This is a genomic window from Streptomyces canus, from assembly GCF_030815415.1.
Lineage (GTDB): Bacteria > Actinomycetota > Actinomycetes > Streptomycetales > Streptomycetaceae > Streptomyces > Streptomyces canus_F.
Window position 1 is genome coordinate 8,494,150 of the sequence record NZ_JAUSWW010000001.1, and the last position, 24,249, is coordinate 8,518,398.

A 24,249-nucleotide genomic window follows, 5' to 3' on the forward strand; every position below is an offset into this window, starting at 1 on the left:
TACGCCACGAGAACCGTCAGGGAAAGGCCAGAGCATGAGCACCAGCACCGCCGTCGTCAACCCCGTCCTGCGGGTCGCCCCCGCGGCTCCGGCCGAGGCCGCCGCCTACTTCCGTGCGAGCCTCGTCTTCCACGCCGACGTGTCCGACGTCGCCGCCGCCCTCGCCGCCGACGGCGACCCCGGTTTCGTCGTCCTCGACTCCCGTTCCACCGAGGCCTGGGACCAGGGCCACATCCCGGGCGCCGTCCACCTGCCGACCGCGCTCGTCCCGGAGCAGGCCGAGCAGCTCCTCGACAAGAACGTGCCGGTCGTGACGTACTGCTGGGGCCCCGGCTGCAACGGCGCCACCCGCTCGGCCCTGGCCCTCGCCGAACTCGGCTACCAGGTCAAGGAGATGCTCGGCGGCTTCGAGTACTGGGCGCGTGAGGGTTTCGCGTTCGAGACCTGGGAGGGCGCGGAGCGCCGGGACACCGACCCGCTGACGGCGCCGGTGGGCGCGGAGAGCTGCGGGTGCTGAGCCTGGCGCTCCGCCGCAGGGTCATGCTGGTGCGCCTGGCGCTACGCCGTCAGTCCGTGCTGCTGAACCGGACGCTCCGCGAACGGGCGCGATAGCTGAATCCGATGTTCCGCTTTTTTGGCATCCACCGACGCGAGCTGTCATGCACGCGGTAGATTCCGCGTCATGGTGCGATATGCGGAGCCGGGCGCGGCGGAGTGGGTCGAGTCGGGCGGCGGGCCGCTGATAGCGGTGCCGGAGACGGTGCTTCCGTTCTGGGCGGGCGCCGACGGCGACGAACTGGCCTCGGACTACGACCGGGCCTGCGAGGTGGACGGATACGTCGGACTGCTGCCCGTCGGGGACAGCGCCGCGCTCGTGCTCGGCGACGAGCCCGCCTCCACCACGTATCTGCCGGACCACGGCATCTTCGTACGGTGGTCCGCGGGGGAGTCCGAGGAGCGGCTGCTGGCCGAGGTGCCGACGGCGCTCGACACCGCCGTGTGGGGGCCCGAGGTCGCCTGGAACGTGCCGGGACCGGTGCTGCTGTTCGACGCCGCGTGGCCCGGGAGCGACTCGCTGCGCACCGATCATGTGTGGATCGCGCTGGACCCCGGCCGTTACGCGGTGCGGGCGGCGCATGTGCGGCCCGGCCCGGAGACATGGCTGGGACTCGTACAACTGAGGCCGCTGGCGCACGAATAATCATGTGCGCCACAGAAGCGCCCTGACCAACATGGTCGTCCATGCCCCGACTCCCGCACCCCGCACCCGAATCGCTCCGCCGCGACCCGCTGCCCCTGCGCGGTCGCACCGCCCTGGTCACCGGCGCCAGCAGACGCGGCGGCATCGGGCACGCGGTGGCCCGCCGGCTGGCCGCCTACGGGGCGAGCGTCTACCTGCACCACCACGTGCCGCACGACGCCGCCCAGCCGTGGGGCGCCGACCGCCCCGAGGACGTGCTCGCCTTCGTGCGCGCGGCACAAGGCGATCCACAGGCCCGGATCGCAGCGGGCCCCGGTGACCTGTCCGACCCGGCCGCCCCAGCCGAACTGATCGACACCGCCGTTTCCGCGCTCGGCGGCCGCCTCGACATCCTGGTCGCCAACCACGCCCTCAGCGGCAGTGACGGCACCCTCGACGAGATCGACGCGACCATGCTCGACGCGCACTGGGCGGTCGACACCCGCTCGGTACTGCTGCTCGTGCAGGCCTACACCCGCCGCCGCTCGGACACCCCGGGCGGCCGGATCGTGATGATGACCTCCGGCCAGGACATCGCCGGCGGCATGCCGGGCGAGATCGCCTACGCCCTCCAGAAGGGCGCCCTGGCCTCCGTCACCCGCTCGCTCTCGACCGCGCTCGCCGAGCAGGCGATCACGGTGAACACCGTCAACCCCGGCCCCGTGGACACGGATTACCTCACCGGCGAGGCGTACGAGGCCGTCGCGGCCCGCTTCCCCGCCGGCCGCTGGGGCATGCCGGACGACCCCGCCCGCCTCATCGCCTGGCTGGCGACGGACGAGGCGGGCTGGGTCACCGGGCAGGTGATCGACTCGGAGGGCGGATTCCGGCGCTGACTCCGAGCGGGTTCCGGCGCTGACTCAGAGCGCGGAGAGCTCGTCCACCAGATCGTCGAGGCCGAGGGAGCCCTGCGAGAGCGCCGCCATGTGCCACGCCTTGAGGTCGAAGGCGTCGCCGTGGCGGCGCCGCGCGTTCTCCCGGCCCAGCAGCCACGCCCGCTCGCCCAGCTTGTAGCCGATCGCCTGGCCCGGAATCGTCAGATAGCGGGTCAGCTCGCTCTCCACGAAGTCCGCCGGACGGCTGCTGTGCGCCCCGAAGAACTCCTGCGCCAGATCCGGCGTCCACCGCTCGCCCGGGTGGAACGGCGAGTCGGCCGGGATCTCCAGCTCCAGATGCATGCCGATGTCCACGATGACCCGCGCGGCCCGCATCATCTGCGCGTCGAGATAGCCGAGCCGCTGCTCCGCGTCCGTGAGGAACCCGAGCTCGTCCATCAGCCGCTCCGCGTACAGCGCCCAGCCCTCGGCGTTGGCACTGACGATGCCGACCGTGGCCTGGTAGCGGGAGAGGCTGTCGGCGACGTGCACCCACTGCGCGAGCTGGAGGTGATGACCCGGGACGCCCTCGTGGTACCAGGTCGAGACCAGGTCGTACGCCGGGAAGCGGGTCTGCCCCATCGTCGGCAGCCAGGTGCGGCCCGGGCGGGAGAAGTCCTCCGACGGAGGCGTGTAGTACGGGGCCGCCGCGCCGCCGGGCGGCGCGATGCAGGACTCCACCTTCCGTACCCGCTCGGCCAGTTCGAAGTGCGTGCCGTCCAGCGACTCGATCGCCTGGGTCATCAGGGCCTGGAGCCAGTCCCGGACCTCGTCGACGCCCTCGATGTGCTTGCCGTGCTCGTCGAGGTGCGCGAGCGCCGCCCACGGCGTCTCGGCGCCGGGGAGGATCTTCTCGGCCTCCTTCTTCATCTCGGCGAGGAGGCGGTGGTACTCGGACCAGCCGTACGCGTACGCCTCGTCCAGGTCGAGGTCCGTGCCGTTGAAGTAACGCGACCAGTGGGCGTAGCGCTCACGCCCCACCGTGTCCGGCGCGCCCTCGATCGCCGGCACGTACACGTCCCGCATCCAGTCCCGCAGCTCGGCGACGGAGGCGGTCGCGGCGCGGGCGGCCTCGTCGAGATCGGCGCGCAGGGCCTCGGGACCGTCCGCCGCGAAGTCCTCGAACCAGCCGCGGCCCGCACCCGTGTCCGCCCATTCGGTGAGCTGCTCGACGAAGGTGGCCGTGGGGCGCGGGGACGCGTACAGCTTGCGTTCCAGGCCGAGCGCGAGGGACTCGCGGTACCCCGCGTACGCGGCCGGCACGGCCCGCAGCCGTTCGGCGATCGCCGCCCACTCCTCCTCGGTCCCGGTCGGCGTCACGGTGAACACCTCGCGCACCGAGTGTGCCGCCGTCGCCATGTTGCCGACCGAGCGCAGCCCCTCGTCCGCCTGGTGCACGGCGAGCTCCGCGGTGAGCCGCTCGCGCAGCAGCCGGGCGCAGCGGCGCTCGCTGTCACTGTCCGCACCGGGCTGCCGCTCGGCCTCGTCGAGCCGGGCGAGTGTGGCCCGCTGCAACTGTGCGAGCGCCTCCTGGCCAGCCGGTGAGGTGTCGGGCAGCCTGCTCGAACTCTCCTTCACGCCGAGGTACGTACCGGTGATCGGATCGAGGGCGATGAGGTCGTCGACGTAGGTGTCGGCGACCTCACGGGGCAGCTGGCTCTTGGTCTCTGACATGCGGTCCATCCTCATACGAGGGGCCGCGCACGTCACGCGGATTGAGCCGAGGGCGTAGGCGGCAGCAGGGGTCCGCAGTCCCACTGCTGGAAGATCAGACGCGTCTCCACCCGGGCCACTTCACGATGGGCGGTGAACTCGTCCAGGACCAGCCGCTGCAGGTCCGTCATGTCCGCGACCGCGACATGGACCAGATAGTCGTCAGGGCCGGTCAGATGGAAGACGGTCCGTGACTCCGGAAGTGCCCGGATGCGCTCCACGAACGGCCCCACCAACTCCCGCCGATGCGGCCTGACCTGCACGGACAGCAGTGCTTCAAGGCCGCGCCCCAGCTTCGTCGGGTCCAGCCGCAGCTGATGGCCGAGGATCACGCCGGCGCGCCGCAGCCGGGTCACCCGGTCCAGACAGGTCGACGCCGCGACCCCCACCTGGGCGGCGAGGTCGCGATAGGTGGTCCGGGCGTCGTTCTGCAGCAGCCGCAGAAGATGAAGGTCCACCGGATCCAGTACGACAGATTCGGCCATTGGTCGAACGTAGCACGGTGTTTGGATCACTTACCCCGGTCGGTGTTCACTCTTGCCCGCATGGAGACGACGCCTGCGCCCATGAGAGCCCTGGCCACCGAAGCCGTTCACGCCGGCCGCGACGACCTCGCCCGGCAGGGACTGCACGCCCCGCCCATCGACCTGTCGACCACCTACCCCTCGTACGACAGCCGAGGCGAGGCCGCCCGTATCGACGCCTTCGCCACCACAGGCGCCGACCCGGAGGGCCCGCCCGTCTACGGCCGTCTCGGCAACCCGACCGTCGCCCGCTTCGAGACGGCCCTGGCCCGTCTGGAGGGCACCGAGTCCGCCGTGGCGTTCGCCAGCGGCATGGCCGCGCTGAGCGCGGTACTTCTCGTACGGGCCTCCCTCGGCCTGCGCCATGTCGTCGCCGTCCGCCCCCTGTACGGCTGCAGCGACCACCTGCTCACCGCCGGACTCCTCGGCTCCGAGGTGACCTGGACCGACCCTGCGGGCATCGCGGACGCGCTGCGCCCCGACACCGGCCTGGTCATGGTGGAGTCCCCGGCGAACCCGACCCTGGCCGAGGTGGACCTGCGGGCGGTGGCCCATGCCTGCGGCTCGGTCCCGCTGCTCGCGGACAACACCTTCGCCACGCCCGTGCTCCAGCGCCCTGTGGAGCAGGGCGCGCGGCTGGTGCTGCACAGCGCCACCAAGTACCTCGGCGGGCACGGAGACGTGATGGCGGGGGTGGTGGCCTGCGACGAGGAGTTCGCCGGACGGCTGCGGCAGGTCCGTTTCGCCACGGGCGGCGTCCTGCACCCCTTGGCCGGATATCTGCTGCTGCGCGGCCTCTCCACCCTGCCGGTCCGCGTCCGCGCCGCTTCCGCCAACGCCGCCGAACTGGCCCGCCGCCTCGCCGCCGACCCCCGGATCGCCCGGGTCCACTACCCGCGCATCGGCGGCGCGATGATCGCCTTCGAGGTCCACGGCGACCCGCACGAGGTGATCGCGGGCGTCCGCCTGATCACCCCGGCGGTGAGCCTGGGCAGCGTGGACACCCTGATCCAGCACCCGGCGTCCATCAGCCACCGCATCGTGAACGAGGGCGACCGGCGGGAGGCAGGGGTCAGCGACCGGCTGCTGAGGATGTCGGTGGGGTTGGAGGACCTGGAGGATCTCTGGTCGGATCTGAACAACGCGCTGGGCCTTGTGCCGGGAAGGGGCGCGGGGAACTACGCGATCAGCCACAACGCCCCCGCAGTCGCCGGCGCCCCCTGAGTCGCTACGGCGCTTCTGCGTTCGTCACACTGACCATGCCCTCTCCCAGCGCGGCGACCCCGTCCAGCCGCGCAGTGATCACCAGGGTCCCCTCCTCGATCTGATAGTCGAGGGGGAGCCCCAGCCCCCGCATCGCCGCGACCATCCCCGTGTTGGACGCCTGAGTCACCGCGTACACACTCTCGCACCCGGCCTCAAGAGCCATCCCCACCAACCTGCGGAGCAACTCCGCACCGATACCGCGCCGCTGCCACTCGTCCTCCACGAGCAGCGCGACCTCCGTCTCGTCCCCGTCCCACAGCAGATGACCCAGCCCGACCATCCGGCCCGAGGTCGTCTCCACGGCGACGGTCCGCCCGAAGCGCGGACTGAGCAGGTGGTTCAGGTACCGGTCCGCGTCGCCCACCGGCCCGTGATATCGCAGCGACAACGTCCGCTGCGAGCAGCGCTCGTGCATCGCCTTCGCCGCGTCCAGGTCGCCGACGTCGGCCCGGCGTACGGTGATGTCGTTGCCCTCGGGCAGCGTCAGTACGTCCTGGCTGCGCGGCACCCGGGGGCCGAGCACCGCGTCCAGCTCCACCAGGGCCCGCGCCCGCGCGAACTCGGTCGGGGTGAACGGCAGATAGGGCCGCTCGACGGTGATCACTCCGCCTTCCGGCGCCCGCAGCCGCATCACCGTGTCCTCGAGCGCGCCCTCGGTGGGCACGGTCTCGGGCCCCGGACCCGCGGGCGACTGCCGGATCGTGCACCGGCCCAGCAACTGCCGCAGCGTCAGCGGGAGTTCCGCCGCGTCCAGCGCGGTACGGGTCGCGAGACCGAGGACCCGGGTCGGAGCGTCGACCAGGTCGTGGGCGTCGGCCCGCTCGATCCAGGTACCGGCACCGCCGGCCAGCGAGACCGCCCGGGTGATGCCGGACGCCTCCAGCGAACCGGGCGCCCGCAGCAGGAACTCGTCCACCGTGCCCTCGGCCAGTGGATGCGTCTGCAGGCTGAGGATGTCGACCCGGTGACCGGCGAGCGCCGTGCACAGCGCGGCCAGTGATCCCGGCTCGTCCTTCACCGTCGTCCGCATCCGCCACAGCGTGTTCGCCCCGGCCTCGGCCGGGGACTGCTCGGACGGCCCGGCCTGCTCCGGGGAGAGCGGCCGGGCGTCGATATCGGTGGCGTCGATCGGCGGTGCGTGACCGTGGTGTCGTGCCCACCATGTGTGGAACGCCGCCGTGGCGACCAGTGCGACCGCCGAGATCAGCAGCAGCGCCGGACCGTCGGGTCCGTGCCCGACCAGATTCGCGACGGCGTCCGCCACCGCGACCGCCGTGAAGAGTGCGGCGAGTTCGATGACGTCCCGCCGCCAGTGGTGGACCGGACGGCCATGCCTCGCACGCGTCACATCGGACATTTCTCGTTTCATACAGCCACTGTGAAGGAACGGTGTTGCGTGATCACGAACGCTTTGTGACCGGGCGGTAAAGACTAGATCTGCACCATTTGTGGCTGTTCTTACGTTTGCGCTGAGGCAGACGGTGCAGGGGAGCGACGGTCAAGCGGCCGCCGCCAGAGCCAGCGCGCCGTGCAACCGCCGGGCCTGCGTCACCAGTCGGGACGAGCCGCGCCGGTCCGCGACCCGGGCCAGATGCGGCAGCTCGCCCCGCGCCCCGGACCGCTCGGCGCACTCCGCGGCCACGGCCAGCAGTTCACCCAGGCCCCGGACCTTCGCGGCCTGGCCGTCCGGACCGCCGGTGGCGAGGTCGGCGAGCAGCACGGGCAGGGTGTGCCGCAGCAGCCCCCAGATGGTGGCGTTCGCCCCGGTCGCCGCCGCCGCACGCACCGATTCCGCCAGCCGCAACGGCTTCACGGCCCCGCGTCGCACCAGCTGTCCGAGGTCCGCGCCCAGCAACGCCCCATCGAGCTGCGCCCGCGCGGCGAGTACCAGCAGGGCGTCCACGGCGGCGAGTCGATCCTCCTCGTGCCGGGCCCCGAGCCCGTACGCCAGGCACAGATGCACGGCGTCACCCGCCTCGCCGCCGGACTCGGCGAGCAGCGGAAGTACGGCGGCGGCTCCTCGCGCGTCGTCGACGGCGACGGTCGAGACATCGCGCAGGACGCGGGCCGCGACGAGTTCGCGGCGCTCGGGGAGGAGAGCGAGCCAGTGCTGACGGGCGGTGTCGTCCCAGTGGTGGCAGTGCCAGTGGTCCCCGTACACATTCACCGGCCGGCCCAGATGACGGAACTCGCGGCCGAAATCCTCCTGCAGCTCCGGGAGTTCACCGAGCTCCACCACCAGGCGCGCTCCCGCCGTCCGCCGCCGGTACGTGGGCAGCGCCGGCGGCCCCGAGGCGAGCCATCGGGCCAGGCGCTTCCCCTCCGGTGTGCCGAGCGCCGCCGCCTTCTCGGCCGCCGCCGCGGACGCCGCCTTGTCCGTGCGGCGCACGCGGAGCAGCGCCTGGTCGAAGTCCGCCGCCGACACCCGCGCACCGAGGCACCGGTACTCGTCGAGGCGGGCCACCAGCTCGTCGGGCTCCAGCAGCCCCGTGGTCCAGCCGGGTGTGGACAGCAGGAACGGCAGCGGATCGGTGGCGATCCGGTACGCGACCTCCGCGACGCGGGCGTTGAAGGCCTGCGCCAGCGGGCTGTGTACGCAGGCGCGCGCCGACGTGCCGTGCTGGACCGCGCTGTGGAGCGTGTCGGTACGCACCTTGCCCAGCAGCGTCGCCAGCACCACTTCGAGGGAGGACAGACGGCCACCGAAGGCGTACTGCCGCTCATGCTCGGGGTCGCCGACAACCCACCACAGGCGTGCCACGACCGGGCCGAGCGCCTCGATCAGGGAGTCCCGGTCCTGGTGGGCACGGCGCACGAGCCCGTCCAGGGTGCGCTCGAACGTCGCCACGTCCCCGCCGGACGCCAGCAACGCCCCCACCTCCTCGGCGAGTTCGGCGGCCGACCCGGGCGCGGGAGCGAGCCGCACCGGCTCCGGGGCCGGTGGCAGCACCTCCTCGTGAACCACGGTCTGCGATGCCGCCGGTGCCGCCCCCAGCACGCCGACCGCCCGGATGCGCAACGCCGGGATCAACTGGTCCGCCGAGACGATCAGTTCGTCCCGCACCCCGGCGCCGGCCTTCCCGGCATACCGCTCGACCAGCTTCAGCGCCCGCTCCTGCACATCCGAGTCCTCGTGCCCGAACGCGTGGGCGGCGGTCGGCAGCAGCTCGTCGACCGTGCCGGCGTTCCGTGCGAGCACCTTGCCCAACAGGGCGAGCTGGGCCCGTACCAGCTTCTTCTCCGTACGGAACAGCACGGCGGCCGACATCTCGGCGAGCCGGCGCACGGGCAGGGCGCCGTCCAGGGCCAGGGAGCCCAGGACCGACTGTGCGTGCGAGGCCACCGTCGACGTGCCGTCCGCGGCGAGGGCCAGCCAGTCCGCCGTCCGTTCGCGCTCTTCGTCGCGAGTGAGGTCCAGTGTCGTGAGGAGGCGGAGGAACACCCGGTGATCGGCGGGCCGGCCGCCCCGCAGGAGCCGTGCGACACACGCGTCGACCATCGTCCGCCGGTCGAGCGTGCCCTCGGCCGTGAGCCCGGCCAGAGCCCCGGTCCAGCTGTTCGGTCCGTCACCGGACAACCACCCCAGCAGGGAACCCATGTCGTCCGTCTCGAAGACGGCGGCCACCAACTGCGCGAGATGCGGCTCCCGGCGCAGCCGGTCCTGCACGGTGCCCTCGCGAGGCCAGGTGGTGCCGACGTGGAGCAGCCAGCCCCGGACGTACGCGTCCGTCGTCGGCACCGGACAGCCCGAGAGCCGCACCAGGCCGGACACCAGCTCGTACGCCACGTCGGCACCGGCCGGACGCTGTGCCAGCCGGTGCGCCACGTCCGCCAGCCACGCGGGATCACGGTCGCCCAGCACATCGAGCAGCACCGCCGGCTGCGCCTGCCACCAGCTCATGTCGGAGGCCCCGAGCCAGCTCGCCACCGCCGCCGCACCGGTCTGGCAGGCCGCGCCCGCCACGTGCAGGGCAGGGTGCGCGCGCCGCGCGGCCGTACCCCAGCGATCCGCCCGGAGCTCCTTGCGCAGCTCCTTCAACTCGGGGAAGGCCGCCCGCCGTTCCGCGTCCGTCATGCCGTCCAGCAGACCCAGCACCTCGGCCGTCCGCCCGCCCCGCACCGCGTCGATGAGCTCGCTCATCGCACACCCCCGTCGACCCGAACCGTCTCCTGCTCCACCGCGGCACCCCGCCGCGTCATGCGCACCGCCAGCGCGTGCTTGCACGGCCCGCGCCCGCCCCGGTACTTCGCCCACCACAGGCAACTGCAGCTGAGCACCCCCGCCTCGTCCCGGACCCGGTGCACATGTCCGTCCTCGGCCGTGACCGTGCCGCCCGTGCCCTCCGGGGCGACCGCACCCGCCGCCACCAGTGCCCGGGCCGACCGCAGCCGCGGGTTGTGGCGCTCCACGCGCTCGGCGTCGTAGGGCAGCTCCCGGTGGAAGTAGGCCGCCTCCGCCGTGTCGTACCCGACGCGGCCCGAGGTGCCCAGGCGGACCAGTGCCGCCCGGACCCGGTCGGTAGTCAGTCCCGCCGCGGCGGCGAGGTCGGCGACGTCGACGCGGGGTTCCCATGCCAGGAGCACCGAGAGCAGCTCGGCGTCCTCCGCGGCCTCGTCGGTCGCGAGCGCGTCGAGGACGCCGCCCTCGCCGGAGAACCCGCGTGAGGAGTCGGGCGACAGCGTCAGGGTGAGCCGCATGCCCGGCAGGACGGCCTCCCAGGCGCCGGCCGTGGCGGCACTGCCGGAGCCCGGGGCGACCGCCGGGCCGTACACCCGCAGGGCCGTCGCGTGCCGCAGCACCCGCTGGAGCGCGACCAGCCGCTCCGGCCCCGGCAGGCACACCGCACCCGGCACCGCGCGGGTGGTCGGCCGCAGCGTGCCGCCCGCCGGCACCACCCAGCGCGGGGCGCCGCGTCCGCCGCCGCGAGGCAGCGTCCGCAGGAACCGCACGGCCTCGGCGGCGGGCAACTCGGCCCGCAGGTCGAAGCCCGCGGCGATCACCTGGGCCTCCGCGAAGCCGCGCAGCCAGCGGTCGGGGAGCGGCACCTTCTTCTCCACGACCGGGCCGTCGAGCGTGGTCACGGCCAGCTCCTCGGGGCCGACCCGCAGATGGAGCGGGTCGTCCGCGCCGATCCGCGAGAGCGCCTCGCGCAGCGGGTTGTTGACGTCGACGTTCGTCGTGCCGTGTCCCACCTCGCCGCCGTCCAGGCCGGGCGCCAGCACGTCGAGGCGGGCGTAGACCCCGCCGCAGCCGGAGAAGGACTCGAAGCGCAGCCGGTCGCCGTTGCCCGTAACCACCGGGTCCAGCGAGGCGCGCAGCTGCGGCTGGAAGTAGCGCGCGGCCGCGACGTCGGCCACCGCGAGCAGCCCGGCGGAAGCCACCTGAGGGGACGTCAGGAAGCCCGCGAAGAACCGCGGATGGTCCTCGGCGCCCGAGGGCGTCGCACCCCGTGAGGTCTCGAGCCCCAGGCGCTGTGAGCCCGCTGCGGACTCCAGTGCGGAGGGTCGGCGATAGGCCACGGCCTGCAGAGATCGCGTCATGGAAAGACCGTAGGGGCGACCACTGACAATCGGCCCTGACCTGCGAAAACGCCCTGGGTGAGCGGGAGTTCGCAGGGTCATGGGCCGGGAGAACACGCAGGCCGCGCACCGGGGGATGACGCCGGGACGCGGCCCGCCTACGAGAGTACGGGAGTCACTGGCCCACACGGCCCGGCTGGAGCACCTGTGTGAACAGCACGGTGCCGTCCGACTCCCGCAGCCGGACCGTCAGCTCACCGCTGCCGCCGTCGATGTCGACCTCGCCGAAGAACTGGTAGCCGCCGGCGGGCGAGACGTTCGCGGTCGGCGGCGCCTTGACGAACACCCGCTCCGCGCCGAAGGTGCCGTCCAGCGTGTTGGCCTGGAAGGCGCCGGCGTTGAGCGGGCCCGACACGAACTCCCAGAACGGTTCGAAGTCGGTGAAGGCGGCCCGGGACGGTTGGTAGGCTGGGCCGAGGTGTAGTGGACGTCGGCGGTCAGCCACACCGTGCCGGTGATCCGCCGGTGCTTGATGAACCGCAGCAGCTCCGCGATCTGCAGCTCACGCCCGAGCGGTGCACCCGGGTCGCCCTGGGCGACGGCCTCGATGTTCGGTTTGCCGTCCGTGCCGTCCGGCACGACCAGTCCGAGCGGCATGTCCGAGGCGATCACCTTCCACACCGCCCGGGAGCGGGCCAGTTCCCGCTTGAGCCAGGCCAGCTGCCCGGCGCCGAGGATGCCCTGCGGGTCGGTGCTCTGGTCGTCCGGCGAGTTGGCGTTGCGGTAGGTGCGCATGTCCAGCACGAACACGTCGAGGAGCGGGCCGTGGTGGACCACCCGGTACACCCGGCCGTCGGGGCGGCGCAGGGTCGAGACCGGGAAGTACTCGGAGAACGCCTGGCGGGCGCGCGCGGCCAGCACGTCGATGTTCTTCTCGGTGTAGCGGGAGTCGGCGAGGATCTCGCCGGGGAACCAGTTGTTGGTCACCTCGTGGTCGTCCCACTGGACGATCGAGGGGACCTGGGCGTTGAACCGCCGGAGGTTGTCGTCGAGCAGGTTGTAGCGGAAGTTGCCGCGGAACTCGGCCAGCGTCTCGGCGACCTTCGCCTTCTCCTCGGTGGTGACATTGCGCCAGGTGCTGCCGTCGGGGAGGGTGACGGACGCCGAGAGCGGGCCGTCGGCGTAGATGTTGTCGCCGCTGCAGACGAAGAAGTCGGGGTCCAGGGCGGCCATCGCGTCGTAGATCCGGTATCCGCCGAGGTCCGGGTTGATGCCCCAGCCCTGCCCCGCCAGGTCGCCCGACCAGACGAAACGCACGCCGTCGCGCCTCCTGGCCGAGGCCGTGCGGAACGTGCCGGTGACCGGCTCGCCGGTACGGCGCGGGTCGTCGGGGTCGGCCAGCCGTACGCGGTAGTGGATCTGCTCGCCGGGCGGGAGGCCGTGCAGCCGGGTGGTGCCGGTGAAGTCGGTGTCCGCGCCGAGCAGCGGGCCGTGCCAGCGGCGCGGGTTGCGGAACGACTCGGTCGCGGACGTCTCGACGATCATGCGCGCCGGACGGTCGGAGCGCACCCACACCAGCCCCGAGTCCGAGGTCACGTCGCCCGTCTGCACGCCCCACCCCGCCTCGGGACGCCCGGATCGGGCGAAAGCCGGTGCCGAACCGGCGGCGGGCAGGGCCAGGGCCGCCGAAGCGACCAGGGAGCCGCGCAGGACGGTGCGGCGGGCGGGGAGCGGACGATGTGACATGGATGCGCCTCCAAGGACGGGATCCGGCCAGTGTGCGATGCCACAACTACTCGTGCGCCGCAGCGCACACGCAAACCACAAGTGAACAACTGACCGCGGGCGTAAGGGAACCGGTGTGCGATTCGCGGACACGACGAGGTACGCCGACCCTCACCCGGAGCCCGCGTCGGCCATCAGCCGTACGCCCGAACGGATCCGCGCGGGGGACAGATGCGCGTATCCGACCACGAGCCGGGTCTCCGCGGAGCCTTCGGCACGCGCGTGCGTGCAGTCCGACAACGGACGGACGGCCACCCCGGCCGCGGCGACGCGCGCGAGGAAGTGCTCCTCGGGCCCGTAGTGCTCCGGCAGCGTGGCGATGACGTGCAGCCCCGCGGCGATCCCGGACACCTTCGCGCCGGGGAAGTACTCCTCCAGAGCGGCCACGAGTGCGTCGCGCCGCTGGCGGTAGGCGCGCTGGCAGCGGCGCAGTTGACGGTCGTAGTCACCGCGCTCCACGAAACGGGCGAACAGCGCCTGGTCGAGTGTGGGATGGCCGAGGTCCATGGTCCGTTTGCGTTCGATCACCTCGTCGGCGAGTGACTCCGGTACGAGCAGCCAGCCCAGCCGCAGTCCCGGGGCGAGGGACTTGCTGACGGAGCCCGCGTAGGCCACGCGGTCGGGATCGAGGCCCTGGAGCGCGCCGACCGGGGCACGGTCGTAGCGGAAGTCACCGTCGTAGTCGTCCTCCAGGACGAACCCGTCCACGGACCGCGCCCAGTCGAGCAGTTCGGCTCGCCGGCGCGCGGAGTACGCGATCCCGGTGGGGTACTGGTGAGCCGGTGTGGTCACGACGGCCCGCACGCCCGAGGCCCGCAGGGGTTCGACGGCCAGTCCGTCCTCGTCCAGCGGCACGGGCACCGTGGTGACGCCCGCCGCGGCGTACAGGCCGTCGTGCTGCGGACTGCCGGGATCCTCCACGCCCACCTCGCGCAGCCCGCGCGCGTGGAGGGCGAAGCCGAGCAGGCTCGACGCCTGGGCCACCCCGGACACCACCACGATCCGCTCCGGGTCGGCCACCACGCCACGGCGGCGGGCGAGGAGTTCGGCCAGGGCGGTGCGCAGCCGGGGCAGCCCGCGCGGATCGGGATAGCCGAGTTCGTGGTGCGGCAGCTCCGCCAGCACCCCGCGCTGTGCCGCGGCCCAGGCGGCGCGCGGGAACAGGGACAGGTCGGGCGTCCCGGGCACGAAGTCCGCGCGGGCGCCGGGGGGACGCGGCGCGAGATCACGCGCGCGCGGTTCGACGGAGCGCACGGCACCGCCCACCCAGGTCCCCGCCCCCCGCCCGCTGCGCAGATACCCCTCGGCCGTCAGCTGCTCGTACGCCTCCGTCACGAGCCCGCGCGACACACCGAGGTCACCGGCCAGGTCCCGGCTCGACGGCAACCGGGTCCCCGGCGGGAGCTTCCCCGACCGGACCGCCTCCCGCAGCGCCGCCTGCAGCGCACGTCCACGCGAGCGTGCGGGTGCGGAGCCGAGCGGGAGCAACAACTCCCAGGCGGCGGAGCCCGCCCGCTCGTCCGACACGGGGCCGGACTCGCCGCCCGACGCCGTGGCCCGCTTCCGATTGGTCTCCGATGACGTCATGGGAATGGACCTTAATGCGGACCACCCCGCTCCCTAGCGTCGTTCCCATGAACGCCACCACCACCCGCGGAACGCTCCTCGCCGCACTCGCCTGCGTCCTCGTCGGCGCGTCCTTCACCGCCAACAGCGTCCTGGGCGACTACCCCTACGCGGGCGGCCAGTTCCTGCGTTACAGCCTCGCCTGTCTGCTGCTCGTGCCGCTGGTGGGGCGCGGTGCGACGGCCCGGCTGCGGGCGCTCGCGCCCCGGCGCTGGGCCCGTCTCGCGCTGCTCGCGGCCGTCGGCATGGTCGGCTTCAACATGGCCGTCATCGCGGCGGAACGTACGGCCGAGCCCGCCGTCCCCGGTGTCTTCGTCGGCTGCGCGCCGGTCGTGGTGGCCGTCGTCGTGCCCCTTCTGGACGGCCGCCGTCCCCAACGTGCCGTCCTGTACGGGGCGTTGCTCGTGGCCCTGGGCGCCTTCACGGTCCAGGGCTGGGGGCGGACGGACGGCGCGGGCCTGGCGTTCTCGGTGTGCGCGTTGGTGGGAGAGGTCGGTTTCGCGGTTCTCGCCGTGCCCGTGCTGCGGCCTTTGGGGCCACGGCTGCTGTCGGCGACGGTGTGCGGGATCGCCGCGCTCGAGTCCCTGGCGGCCGGACTGGTCGTGGACGGCACGGCGTGGCTGCGCCCGCCCGACCGGACCGAGGCCGCCGCGCTGCTGTGGCAGGCGGCGGTCGTCACGGTCGTCGGGTTCGTGTGCTGGTACATGGGCATGCAGCGGATCGGCGCAGAGCGCGCCACGCTGTTCTCCGGTCTCATCCCGGTCGCCGCCGCCTGCACCGCCCCGCTCGTCGCAACGGGCTCCTACGGTGTGGCGCAGGCCGCCGGGAGCGCCGTCGTCGGCGCCGGAGTCGCCCTGGGGTCTCGTGCGTCGAACAGGTCAGCGGCTGCCGTCGAGGATCACGCGCGCGACGAGCGCCGGGTCGTCGTTCATCGGGCAGTGGCCGCAGCCGGGCAGCCGCACGAGGCGGGCCTTGGGGATGATCTGCTTGGCGCGGACCCCCTGCCGGCGCAGGAGCAGACGGTCCTTGCTGCCCCAGGCCACGGTGACCGGAACACCGGGGATGTCGTCGACGAACTGCACGGAGCCACCCGCGCGGAGGGTCTCGGCGAAGCCGGTCGCGTTCACGAGCGCGAGGGTCTCGGCGACGACGGCCTCCGGTGAACGGCGGGCCGGGCGGGCGTAGATGGTGCTGGTGAGCGCGGTGCGGCCGGCCGCCGAGCGGGACAGCCGCTCGACCATCGGCCGGGGCATCCGCAGGGCTATACCGCGCATGGTGAGCAGCACGGCGAAGGCGTAACGCCGCTCCGCCTCCGACCAGAACCCCGCGGGGGAGAGGGCGGTGACGGACCGTACGAGCTTCTCGCGGCCGAGTTCCAGGGCGAGCAGGCCGCCGAGCGAGTTGCCCGCGACATGCGGCCGGTCGAGTTCCAGCGCCTCGCAGAAGGCGCCGAACACGGCGGTCGTGGTGGCGAGGTCGTAGGTCAGTCCGTCCGGCAGCCCCGGGGACGCGCCGAAGCCGGGCAGATCCACGGCGATGACCTCGCGCTCGGTCGCCAGGATGTCCACGACCGGGTCCCAGGCCTGCCGGTGGTGACCGATGCCGTGCAACAGGAGCAGCGGTTCGCCGCTGCCCACGCGCGCGTAGTCGACGGTCACGGTCCGCGGGCCGTGCGGGGAAGGGACCTTGAACGAGACAGTGGCGGCCATGTACGTGTGCTCCTCGTCTGGGACTCGCAGCCGGACGGCGTGTAGACAGCTTGTCAGCAATTGCTACCGACGGGTAGCCCCTTTGTGTGGCACGTGCCGGACTCGCCTGGACAGCACGCGGGACGTCGGCTGGGATGGTGTCGTGACCACCGACACCGTGACCGACGTATTCGAAGAACACCGCCCCGTCCTGGTGGGCGTCGCCTACCGCATGCTGGGCCGGGTGGCAGACGCTGAGGACGTGGTCCAGGAGGCCTGGCTGCGCTGGTCCGGCGCGGACCGCAGCGAGGTGCGCGAACCGCGCGGCTACCTGGTGCGTGTCACGACCCGCCTGGCCATCGACCGGCTGCGCCAGGTCAAGGCGCGCAACGAGGCGTATGTCGGCCCATGGCTGCCGGAGCCGTACGTCACGGACTTCGGGGACATGGTCCCGGACACCGCGGAGCGCGCCGTCCTCGCCGACTCGGTCTCCCTCGCCGTCCTCGTCGTCATGGAGTCCCTGTCGCCGCTGGAGCGGGCGGTGTTCGTGCTGAGGGAGGCCTTCGGCTACCCGTACGCGGAGATCGCGACCATGCTCGACAAGGGTGAAGCGGCCGTGCGCCAGCTCTCCGGGCGGGCCCGCAAGCACGTCGAGGAACGACGGCCCCGCTACGACGTCGACCCCGTCCAGCGCCGGGATCTCACCGAGCGCTTCCTCGCCGCCGCCGCTGAGGGCGACCTCCAGGGGCTCATGTCGATGCTGGCCCCCGACGTCCGCCTCGTCAGCGACAGCGGCGGCAAGTCCAAGGCGCCGCTGCGCGTCATCGAGACGGCGGACAAGGTGGGCCGCTTCCTCGTCGGCGCCGCACGCAAGGGCGTCCCGGACATGTCCTTCCGCTTCCTGGAGCTCAACGGCGGCCCCGCGTTGCTGCTCCTGTCGGGCGACAAGCCCGACTCGGTCTTCCAGTTGGACGTGGTCGACGGCCGGATCCAGTCGGTCTACGTCGTACGCAACCCCGACAAACTCCAGTCGCTCGCCGCGTAGCGAACCGCAGCGCGAAGCCCCCGTCCCACGACGGGGGCTTCGTCGTCATCGAGGATTGGTCTTGACCAAGGGTGGGGGCCGCCCTATGGTCGCAGAGAAGTGAAACAACCTTTAATAAACAAGGGCGCTAAAAAGCCGCCGGACCACGGCGATTGCGGAGGACAGGGTGGGGACCACGCAGCTGGAAACGGTGCCGGAACCGAAATACTGGCACCTCAAGACCGTGCTCACTGAGGCGCTGGACTCCGAGTTCTCGGTGGGGGAGATCCTGCCCAACGAGCGCGACCTCGCCGCCCGGTTCGGCGTCGCGCGCGCCACGCTCCGCCAGGCCCTGGAGCAGCTCGAGCTGGAAGGCCGGCTCCAGCGCCGCCGCGGCGTCGGTACGACCGTCGCCCCGCCCCGCGTGGGTGTCGCCGTCGGCACGGAACACCATGTCTGGCCGGGCACGGCCCCGGACGCCTGGCAGTCCGTCGACAGCACGCTGGACGTCCCGTCGGCAGCCGTCGCCGGGGCACTGGAAACCGGCCACGACGAACCCGTGCACATCGTCCGACGCTCCCGTATGACGCACGGTCAGCCCGTCGCCGCGGAACTGCTCTACATCCCGCAGTCCTCGGTGCCCGACCTCTCCGCCATAGACGCCCCGTCCGGTGCGGCCCGCGCGCGTGCCGTACTGCGCGAGCTCCAGCGCCTGGGGCTGGAGGGCCAGGACAGCGCCGTGGAACTGGGCTCGGCCCGCGCCGACGACGCCAAGCAGCTGGACCGGCTGCCCGGGGCACCCGTCCTCGTCGTGACGACCCGCTTCTTCTCGCAGGGCCGCACCGCCGCGCTGTCCGTCGCCACCTACCGCGCCGACACCTGCCGGCTGACCTTCGGCGACTCCGGCGGCGTGGAGATCCACGAGGACCCGGAGCGCCGGGCGTCCTGACCGCCGCAGCGCCCGACGCCTCGCGCCCCGGAGCGACTCCGGGGCGCGAGGCGTTTCGACGACAGCCGGCCGGAGCGCCCTGAAGGAGCGCCGGGCGGTGATCAATACGCGGCTCCGCCACGCACGCGCGACCGGCCACGACGGCGCCGCCCACGGACGACCGCAGCTCCCGGCACCTCCCACGGAGCGCTCAGCGCCGCGCCGTCACCGTGCCCTCCACCGCGAAGAGCTGCTCCTCCACATGGTCCAGCGCCAGCCGCAGCGCCCCCGTCGCCACGGCGGCCTCGCCGAGCAGCGACAGCGTCACCTTCGGCGGCCGCAGACAGTAGCGCGCCAACTCCAGCCGCAGCGGCTCCAGTACGTCGACGATCCCGGTCGCCCAGCCACCGATGACGACCAGCTCGGGGTCGAGGGCGAGGGACAGGGCGGCCACGTCGTGGACGAGCCGCTGGAGGAAACGGTCGACGGCCGCCCGGGCCCGCTGGTCGCCCTCGCGGGCCTGCGCGAAGACCTCGGCGACGGCCTGCTCGTCGAGCGGGTGCAGCGGCTCGTCCGTGGTGGACAGCAGCTTCTCCGGCGTCACCTCGCGGCCGAGCAGATGCAGCGCGCCGATCTCGCCCGCCGCCCCGCCGTACCCCCGGTGCAGCCGCCCGCCGATCAGCGCCCCCGCGCCGGGACTCAGCCCCGCCAGCACGAACACGACGTCGTCGGACTCGGTGGCGGCACCCTTCCAGTGCTCGGCGACCGCCGCCGCGTTGGCGTCGTTCTCCACCAGGACCGGACACTTGAAGGAACGGCTCAACCGCTCACCGAGGCGCAGCCCCGTCCACTGGGGCAGCGCGGCGCACAGCCGCACGGTGCCGTCCGCCTCGACGATCCCGGGCGAGGCGGCCCCCACCGCCCGCAGCGACTCGCGTGCGACGCCGGCCCGGCGCAGCAGGTCGGCCACCGCGGTGCGCAGCCGCTCCAGGCGCTCGTCGGCCGACGCCGTCTCGGAGACGTCCTTGGCGACGGCGCCGAGCACCCGGCCGTCCAGGTCGGACAGGAGCGCGGCGACCCGGTGGGGCCCGATGTCGAGGCCCAGCAGATGCCCGGCCTCGGCCCGGAACCTGAACCGCCGCGCGGGCCGCCCCTGCCGGCGTACGACACTCTCGTCGGCCGCCTTCTCGACGACGTACCCCGCCTCGATGAGCCCCTCGACCACGCCCTCGACGGTCGGCCGGGACAGCCCGGTCACCCGCGTGATCTCGGTCAGCGTGGCGCAGTCCGTGGCGCGCAGCGCGTGCAGCACCACCGCGGAATTGATCCTTCGCAGCAGCGAGGGATCCCCGCCGGTCAGCCGCCCCAACGTCCGTCCTCCCAGCTCGTGCGCGTGTTGGCCGGATCGTACTCGTAGGGACGGAGCCGGGCGAGTGCGGGGACCCGGGAGATCGTGAGCGGGTCCCGGTCAGCCGGGCGCCACGAACCCCGACTCGTACGCCGCGATCACGGCCTGCGTGCGGTCCCGCGCCCCGAGCTTCGCCAGTACGCCGCTGACGTGGGACTTCACGGTCTCCGTCCCGACGATCAGCCGCTCGGCGATCTCCGCGTTGGACAGCCCGCGGGCCATCAGCCGCAGCACCTCGGCCTCCCGCTCGGTCAACTGGGCCCGCTCCATCGCCGCCCGGGCCGCACGATTGCCGCCGCCCTCCCCGTACTCGGCGGCGAGTCGCCGCACCGACGCCGGGAACAGCAGCGACTCGCCCTCGGCGACCAGCCGCACCGCGTGCACGATCTCGGCCGGCCGGGCCCGCTTCAGCAGGAACCCGTCGGCTCCGGCCCGCAGCGCCTCGTACACGTACTCGTCGTTCTCGAACGTCGTCACCACCAGGATCTTCGGCGGCTTCTCGATCGTCCGCAGCACCGCGCGCGTGGCCTCGATCCCGTCCAGCAGCGGCATCCGTACGTCCATGGCGACCACGTCGGGCCGCAATTGCCGCACCAGCGGGATCACCGCGGCCCCGTCCGCCGCCTCCCCGACGACCTCGATGTCGGGCTGCGCCTCCAACACGGCCCGCAGACCCGCGCGTACGAGGGGTTCGTCGTCGACGAGGAGAACGGTGACCGGCATCCGGCCAGCGTAGATCAGCGCAGCGGCAGCTCCACCCGCACCTGCCAGTCACCCCGGTCGGGGCCGGTGTGCGCGCTGCCGCCCAGCAGGGCCGCGCGCTCGCGGATGCCGCGCAGACCGCTGCCCCGGCCCGGCCCGGGTATGTCGGCCGTCAGTGGATTGCGGACCTCCAGAGCGAGACCGTCCGCCACGACCGCGATGCGCACCCGGACGGGGACGGCCCCCGCGTGCCGCAGCACATTGGTCAGCGACTCCTGGAGGATGCGGTACCCCTCGCGGGAGACCGGTCCGGGCAACGTGTCGACGGGCCCGGTCACCTCGGCGTCGACCTTCGCGCCGGAGACGCGGGCGGACTCCAGCAGACGGTCGCAGTCCGCCAGCGTCGGCCGTCCGCCGACCGGCCGCTCGGACTCGCGCAGGATCCCGAGCACCCGTTCCAGATCCTCCAGGGCCGCCCGGCCGGTCTCCTCGATGGCGCCCAGGGCACGGTCGGTGAAGGCGGGATCACCGGCCGCGCGGGCGGCGCCCGCCTGGACGACGGCCACGGTCAGCGCGTGGCCGATGGAGTCGTGGAGCTCGCGGGCGATGCGGGTGCGCTCCAGGAGCTGCTCGGTGCGTTCCTCCATGGCGGCCAGGCGATCGGCCGGCGAGGGGCCCAGGAGACGGTGGGCGAGTGCCGTGATGAGCCGGCCCGAGCCGACCACCGTCACCGCCAGCGTGACGAGCGCCGGGGGTACGAGCAGGACGTGCCACCAGGCGTGGCCGTGGAGCGGGACCAGCAGGCCCTCCCCGACGTCACGGCCGAACGCCGACGCCACCAGGTCGACGGTCGCGATGAGCAACTGGACGGTGAACACCGACGTCGCGCAGCCGATCAGCAGCCGCGCCTCCAGCCAGACGACGACCCGCCCCCGGTCGCCCCAGGTGGCGGACGGCGTCACGACGATGTCGGTGCCCGCGCTGTCATGCCGGTGACCGGTCAGCAACAGCCGTGCCTGCAGACCCTCCACGGTGCGCATCGCGGGCACCAGCCGCGACGGGCGCGAGGACCACGCCGGCCATCACCCAGGTCCACCACGCCTCCTGGACGAACAGCCACATGCTCGGCCACACGATCGCGACGAACAGATGCAGCAACCGTGTGTACGTCACCGCCCGGCCGAACGGGCGCAGCAAACGGACCATTGCGTCATCGTGCCAGCCGCCACTGACAGCGAGCCTCCCCCGCACGGGGGAGACGATCTCCACCCGCGGGGGAGGCCCCGCCCCCGCCCCACCGGCCAGGCTGCACCCATGACCAGCATCGAAGTCCAGAACCTGACCAAGGAGTTCGGCACCCGACGAGCCGTGGACGACCTCACCTTCACCGTCCTCCCCGGCCGCGTCACCGGCTTCCTCGGCCCCAACGGAGCCGGAAAGTCGACCACCATGCGGCTCGTGCTCGGCCTCGACCGGCCGACGTCCGGCACCGCCACGATCGGCGGCCGCGCCTACGGAGGCCTCGGCGAACCGCTGCGCCATGTCGGCGCCCTGCTCGACGCGCAGGCCGCGCACGGCTCCCGCACCGGCCGCGACCACCTGCGCACGCTCGCCGCGAGCAACCGCATCCCGGACGCCCGCGTCGACGGACTGCTGGAGGAGACCGGCCTCGCCCCGGTGGCCCGGCGCCGGGTGAAGACGTACTCCCTGGGCATGCGCCAGCGGCTCGGCATCGCGGCCGCGCTGCTCGGCGACCCCGAGGTGGTCATGCTCGACGAACCCTCCAACGGTCTGGACCCCGAAGGCATCATCTGGATCCGCGGGCTGCTGCGCCGGCTCGCGGGGGAGGGGCGCACCGTCCTGGTCTCCAGCCACCTCATGAACGAGACCGCGTCCTTCGCCGACCACCTCGTGGTCCTCGGCCGGGGCAGGCTCCTCGCCGACACCCCGATGCGCGGGTTCATCCACGCACGTGTGCAGCCACGGGTACGGATCCGCACCACGGACCCCACCACCCTTAAGGCCGTCCTGACCGAACACGGGCTCGGCGGCGTCGAGCACGAGGACGGGCACTGGACCGTCCACCACGCGCGCGTGGACGACATCGGCCGCCTCGCGTCCGCCGCGGGCATCCCGATCCTCGAACTGACCGCGCAGGAGGGCACGTTGGAGCAGGCCTATCTGGACCTCACCGCCACCGAGGCCGAGTTCACCGCACAGCCGCAGGAGGCCTGACATGTCCTACGCACCCGTTCTGCACGCCGAGTGGCTGAAGATCCGTACGCTCCGCTCGCTCCTCGGGGCGCTGGCGGCGCTGTTCGCGGCGACCACGGCGTTCTCCGCGCTCGCCGGTGTCTCCGAGACGTCCGACCCTGACTTCGACCCGCTGTTCACGGCGTTGTCCGGGGTCGCGCCCGGTCAGATCGCCGCGATCTCCTTCGGCGCCATGGCCGTGTCCTCGGAGTTCCACGGGGGCGCGCTGCGGCTCTCGCTCGCCGCGGTGCCGCGGCGCGGACGGTGGTACGCGGCCAAGCTGACCGCGATCGCCGTGCCGACCCTGGTCGTCGGGCAGATCACCGCCCTGGCCGCGCTCCTGGTCGCGAGGGCGGGCCTGGGCGACGCGGCGAGCGGTCTGACGGTGGGGGAGCAGGCACGCGGTGTGGTGGGCTGCGGCCTCTACCTCATGCTGATGGCGCTGCTGGCGGCCGGCCTCACGGCCCTGCTGCGCAGCGGGGTGGGCGCGCTGTCCCTGCTGATCCCGTTCGTCCTCGTCGTCTCGTTCGTGATCGGGGACGCGGTGGGCGGCGCGACGGACTTCCTGCCGGACCGGGCGGGACAGGTGGTCCTGTACGAGTCCTACGACGGCCGGTTGGGGCCGTGGGCGGGGCTGGGGGTGACCGCGCTGTGGACGGCGGCGGTACTGGTGGCGGGCGCGTGGAGCGTGCGCCGCAGGGACGCCTGACGGCAGGCCAGTTGTCAGTGGGACCCGGTTTACTGGATCACATGGACATCGCGAAGGACCTCGCTCTGATCGACACGCTGTGCGCCCGGGACTTTCCCGCGGGGCACAGTGGCTATCACGCCGCGTGGTTAGGGCCCGGGGACTGGCCGGACGCGAGTGATTGCTATGCCTACGAGGCGGCTGTCGCCGAGCGGTTGACGGACAGGTGGGGCGAGCCGTCGCGCTGGGGGACGGTCACCCTCCAGGAGCGCATCGCGCGGGGTGAGGTCATATCCGAGCCCTGGGCGATGCTCGCCGCCCTGGCGATCGACCTGCGTACGTGGGACATACCCGGCAGCGACCGCCGGGCCGTCCTGGCGGTGGCCGACCGCAACGGCGAGGACCAGCCCCGACTCCGGGTGTTCGTCACCGACACCGACCCCCCGTGATCCGTCAGGCGTGCGCCGCCACCCGCAACCGCCCGAACTCCTCCGCCATCGTCGCCGTCGTCCAATGCGCGTTCAGCCCGCTCGGATTCGGCAGCACCCACACACGCGTGTCCCCGAACGTCCGCTCCTGCGGACCCACCCGGGCCTTCTTGTCGTCGAACGCCGCCCGGTACGCGGTGACTCCGACCACCGCCAGCCAGCGGGGCCGCAACCGCGCCACCTTGAGCGCCAGTTGCCGCCCGCCCTCGCGATACTCCTCGGCGCTCAGCTCGTCCGCCCGCGCGGTCGCCCGCGCCACGACGTTGGTGATGCCGAGCCCGTAGGACAGCAACTCCTGCTGCTCCGACGGCTTCATCAGACGAGGCGTGAACCCGGACAGGTGCAGGACCGGCCAGAAGCGGTTGCCGGGACGGGCGAAGTGATGGCCCGTGGCGGCGGTCATCAGACCCGGGTTGATCCCGCAGAACAGCACGTGCAGACCGTCCGCGACGACGTCCGGTACCAGACGGTCGCGGGCGGCCTCCAGCTCCGCGGGGGTGAAGCGCGTCATGCCGTGCGCC

19 protein-coding genes and 3 pseudogenes are annotated in these 24,249 nt (G+C 73.0%); 10 read left to right on the plus strand and 12 right to left on the minus strand.

Translation table 11 applies throughout. From position 1 onward, the window contains the following. Positions 1 to 34 precede the first annotated feature (34 nt). The 3 genes from QF037_RS39345 to QF037_RS39355 all read left to right on the plus strand — a co-directional run bounded on the left by QF037_RS39345 (position 35) and on the right by QF037_RS39355 (position 2,076). Positions 35 to 517, plus strand: coding sequence for a rhodanese-like domain-containing protein (locus QF037_RS39345; protein ID WP_307033656.1), 483 nt, complete (start codon positions 35 to 37; stop codon positions 515 to 517). 165 nt (positions 518 to 682) lie between these two features. Beyond that, positions 683 to 1,201, plus strand: coding sequence for an immunity 21 family protein (locus QF037_RS39350; protein ID WP_307033658.1), 519 nt, complete (start codon positions 683 to 685; stop codon positions 1,199 to 1,201). Between the two features lie 41 nt (positions 1,202 to 1,242). Next, positions 1,243 to 2,076 (plus strand): SDR family oxidoreductase, encoded by an 834-nt coding sequence (locus QF037_RS39355; RefSeq protein ID WP_307033659.1) that lies wholly within the window; start codon positions 1,243 to 1,245, stop codon positions 2,074 to 2,076. A gap of 24 nt (positions 2,077 to 2,100) precedes the next feature. Here QF037_RS39355 and QF037_RS39360 read toward each other — a convergent pair whose 3' ends face one another. Beyond that, the gene (locus QF037_RS39360) at positions 2,101 to 3,789 is read right to left on the minus strand and encodes a DUF885 domain-containing protein (RefSeq protein WP_307033661.1); all 1,689 of its coding nucleotides are present in this window, start codon (positions 3,787 to 3,789) and stop codon (positions 2,101 to 2,103) included. Between the two features lie 32 nt (positions 3,790 to 3,821). Continuing rightward, entirely contained in the window at positions 3,822 to 4,313 is a 492-nt protein-coding gene (locus QF037_RS39365; protein ID WP_307033663.1) for an Lrp/AsnC family transcriptional regulator, read from the minus strand. 60 nt (positions 4,314 to 4,373) lie between these two features. Between QF037_RS39365 and QF037_RS39370 the strand changes: the two genes are divergently transcribed. Next, entirely contained in the window at positions 4,374 to 5,576 is a 1,203-nt protein-coding gene (locus tag QF037_RS39370) for a trans-sulfuration enzyme family protein (RefSeq protein WP_307033665.1), read from the plus strand. A 4-nt stretch (positions 5,577 to 5,580) separates the two neighbouring features. Here the strand turns inward: QF037_RS39370 and QF037_RS39375 are convergent, their stop codons facing one another. From QF037_RS39375 to pdxR, 5 genes and pseudogenes are all read right to left on the minus strand, one after another. Beyond that, positions 5,581 to 6,975 (minus strand): GNAT family N-acetyltransferase, encoded by a 1,395-nt coding sequence (locus tag QF037_RS39375; RefSeq protein ID WP_307033667.1) that lies wholly within the window; start codon positions 6,973 to 6,975, stop codon positions 5,581 to 5,583. A gap of 141 nt (positions 6,976 to 7,116) precedes the next feature. Continuing rightward, on the minus strand, positions 7,117 to 9,759 hold the full coding sequence (locus QF037_RS39380; protein ID WP_307033669.1) for a DUF7824 domain-containing protein: 2,643 nt from the start codon (positions 9,757 to 9,759) through the stop codon (positions 7,117 to 7,119). Beyond that, the gene (locus tag QF037_RS39385; protein WP_307033671.1) at positions 9,756 to 11,159 is read right to left on the minus strand and encodes an SWIM zinc finger family protein; all 1,404 of its coding nucleotides are present in this window, start codon (positions 11,157 to 11,159) and stop codon (positions 9,756 to 9,758) included. Before QF037_RS39385 ends, QF037_RS39380 begins: the two co-directional genes overlap by 4 nt. Positions 11,160 to 11,313: 154 nt before the next feature. After that, positions 11,314 to 12,884 (minus strand): annotated as a pseudogene (locus QF037_RS39390) (alkaline phosphatase D family protein). Between the two features lie 150 nt (positions 12,885 to 13,034). Next, on the minus strand, positions 13,035 to 14,510 hold the full coding sequence (gene pdxR, locus QF037_RS39395; protein WP_307033674.1) for a MocR-like pyridoxine biosynthesis transcription factor PdxR: 1,476 nt from the start codon (positions 14,508 to 14,510) through the stop codon (positions 13,035 to 13,037). Between the two features lie 47 nt (positions 14,511 to 14,557). Between pdxR and QF037_RS39400 the strand changes: the two are divergent. Continuing rightward, positions 14,558 to 15,346, plus strand: a pseudogene (locus QF037_RS39400) (DMT family transporter); the annotation flags it as partial. Positions 15,347 to 15,427: 81 nt separating this feature from the next. Here QF037_RS39400 and QF037_RS39405 read toward each other — a convergent pair. Continuing rightward, positions 15,428 to 16,258, minus strand: coding sequence for an alpha/beta fold hydrolase (locus QF037_RS39405; RefSeq protein ID WP_266832571.1), 831 nt, complete (start codon positions 16,256 to 16,258; stop codon positions 15,428 to 15,430). Between the two features lie 142 nt (positions 16,259 to 16,400). Here QF037_RS39405 and QF037_RS39410 point away from each other — a divergent pair, with 142 nt between their 5' ends. Further along, positions 16,401 to 17,282, plus strand: coding sequence for an RNA polymerase sigma-70 factor (locus tag QF037_RS39410; protein ID WP_307033676.1), 882 nt, complete (start codon positions 16,401 to 16,403; stop codon positions 17,280 to 17,282). A 166-nt stretch (positions 17,283 to 17,448) separates the two neighbouring features. Continuing rightward, positions 17,449 to 18,210, plus strand: coding sequence for a GntR family transcriptional regulator (locus tag QF037_RS39415; protein ID WP_307033678.1), 762 nt, complete (start codon positions 17,449 to 17,451; stop codon positions 18,208 to 18,210). 190 nt (positions 18,211 to 18,400) lie between these two features. Here the strand turns inward: QF037_RS39415 and QF037_RS39420 are convergent, their stop codons facing one another. The 3 genes and pseudogenes from QF037_RS39420 to QF037_RS39430 form a co-directional block, all read right to left on the minus strand. Continuing rightward, positions 18,401 to 19,558 carry an ROK family protein gene (locus tag QF037_RS39420; RefSeq protein WP_307033680.1) on the minus strand — a complete coding sequence of 386 codons (1,158 nt, stop codon included), beginning with the start codon at positions 19,556 to 19,558 and terminating at the stop codon, positions 18,401 to 18,403. Positions 19,559 to 19,657: 99 nt separating this feature from the next. Next, on the minus strand, positions 19,658 to 20,320 hold the full coding sequence (locus tag QF037_RS39425) for a response regulator transcription factor (protein ID WP_307033682.1): 663 nt from the start codon (positions 20,318 to 20,320) through the stop codon (positions 19,658 to 19,660). Positions 20,321 to 20,334: 14 nt separating this feature from the next. Then, a pseudogene (locus tag QF037_RS39430) lies at positions 20,335 to 21,505 on the minus strand (sensor histidine kinase). Between the two features lie 108 nt (positions 21,506 to 21,613). Between QF037_RS39430 and QF037_RS39435 the strand changes: the two are divergent. Genes QF037_RS39435 through QF037_RS39445 form a run of 3 tightly spaced genes read left to right on the plus strand, consistent with a single transcriptional unit; the run spans position 21,614 to position 23,689 of the window. Continuing rightward, a complete protein-coding gene (locus QF037_RS39435; RefSeq protein WP_307033685.1) occupies positions 21,614 to 22,534 on the plus strand; it encodes an ATP-binding cassette domain-containing protein in 921 nt (306 codons plus the stop codon). A gap of 1 nt (position 22,535) precedes the next feature. Then, a complete protein-coding gene (locus QF037_RS39440; RefSeq protein ID WP_307033687.1) occupies positions 22,536 to 23,261 on the plus strand; it encodes an ABC transporter permease in 726 nt (241 codons plus the stop codon). 41 nt (positions 23,262 to 23,302) lie between these two features. Further along, on the plus strand, positions 23,303 to 23,689 hold the full coding sequence (locus tag QF037_RS39445) for a hypothetical protein (RefSeq protein WP_307033689.1): 387 nt from the start codon (positions 23,303 to 23,305) through the stop codon (positions 23,687 to 23,689). A 4-nt stretch (positions 23,690 to 23,693) separates the two neighbouring features. Here QF037_RS39445 and mug read toward each other — a convergent pair whose 3' ends face one another. Continuing rightward, entirely contained in the window at positions 23,694 to 24,239 is a 546-nt protein-coding gene (mug, locus tag QF037_RS39450) for a G/U mismatch-specific DNA glycosylase (protein ID WP_307033691.1), read from the minus strand. Between the last annotated feature and the right edge of the window lie 10 nt (positions 24,240 to 24,249).

Bases quoted from the DNA above. Each gene is read 5' to 3' on its own strand.
- pdxR (WP_307033674.1), bottom strand. From the start codon at position 14,510: ATGACGTCATCGGAGACCAATCGGAAGCGGGCCACGGCGTCGGGCGGC.
- QF037_RS39365 (WP_307033663.1), bottom strand. From the start codon at position 4,313: ATGGCCGAATCTGTCGTACTGGATCCGGTGGACCTTCATCTTCTGCGG.
- QF037_RS39350 (WP_307033658.1), top strand. From the start codon at position 683: ATGGTGCGATATGCGGAGCCGGGCGCGGCGGAGTGGGTCGAGTCGGGC.
- QF037_RS39440 (WP_307033687.1), top strand. From the start codon at position 22,536: ATGTCCTACGCACCCGTTCTGCACGCCGAGTGGCTGAAGATCCGTACG.
- mug (WP_307033691.1), bottom strand. From the start codon at position 24,239: ATGACGCGCTTCACCCCCGCGGAGCTGGAGGCCGCCCGCGACCGTCTG.
- QF037_RS39385 (WP_307033671.1), bottom strand. From the start codon at position 11,159: ATGACGCGATCTCTGCAGGCCGTGGCCTATCGCCGACCCTCCGCACTG.
- QF037_RS39405 (WP_266832571.1), bottom strand. From the start codon at position 16,258: ATGGCCGCCACTGTCTCGTTCAAGGTCCCTTCCCCGCACGGCCCGCGG.
- QF037_RS39375 (WP_307033667.1), bottom strand. From the start codon at position 6,975: ATGTCCGATGTGACGCGTGCGAGGCATGGCCGTCCGGTCCACCACTGG.
- QF037_RS39425 (WP_307033682.1), bottom strand. From the start codon at position 20,320: ATGCCGGTCACCGTTCTCCTCGTCGACGACGAACCCCTCGTACGCGCG.
- QF037_RS39360 (WP_307033661.1), bottom strand. From the start codon at position 3,789: ATGTCAGAGACCAAGAGCCAGCTGCCCCGTGAGGTCGCCGACACCTAC.
- QF037_RS39345 (WP_307033656.1), top strand. From the start codon at position 35: ATGAGCACCAGCACCGCCGTCGTCAACCCCGTCCTGCGGGTCGCCCCC.
- QF037_RS39370 (WP_307033665.1), top strand. From the start codon at position 4,374: ATGGAGACGACGCCTGCGCCCATGAGAGCCCTGGCCACCGAAGCCGTT.
- QF037_RS39355 (WP_307033659.1), top strand. From the start codon at position 1,243: ATGCCCCGACTCCCGCACCCCGCACCCGAATCGCTCCGCCGCGACCCG.
- QF037_RS39380 (WP_307033669.1), bottom strand. From the start codon at position 9,759: ATGAGCGAGCTCATCGACGCGGTGCGGGGCGGGCGGACGGCCGAGGTG.
- QF037_RS39445 (WP_307033689.1), top strand. From the start codon at position 23,303: ATGGACATCGCGAAGGACCTCGCTCTGATCGACACGCTGTGCGCCCGG.
- QF037_RS39435 (WP_307033685.1), top strand. From the start codon at position 21,614: ATGACCAGCATCGAAGTCCAGAACCTGACCAAGGAGTTCGGCACCCGA.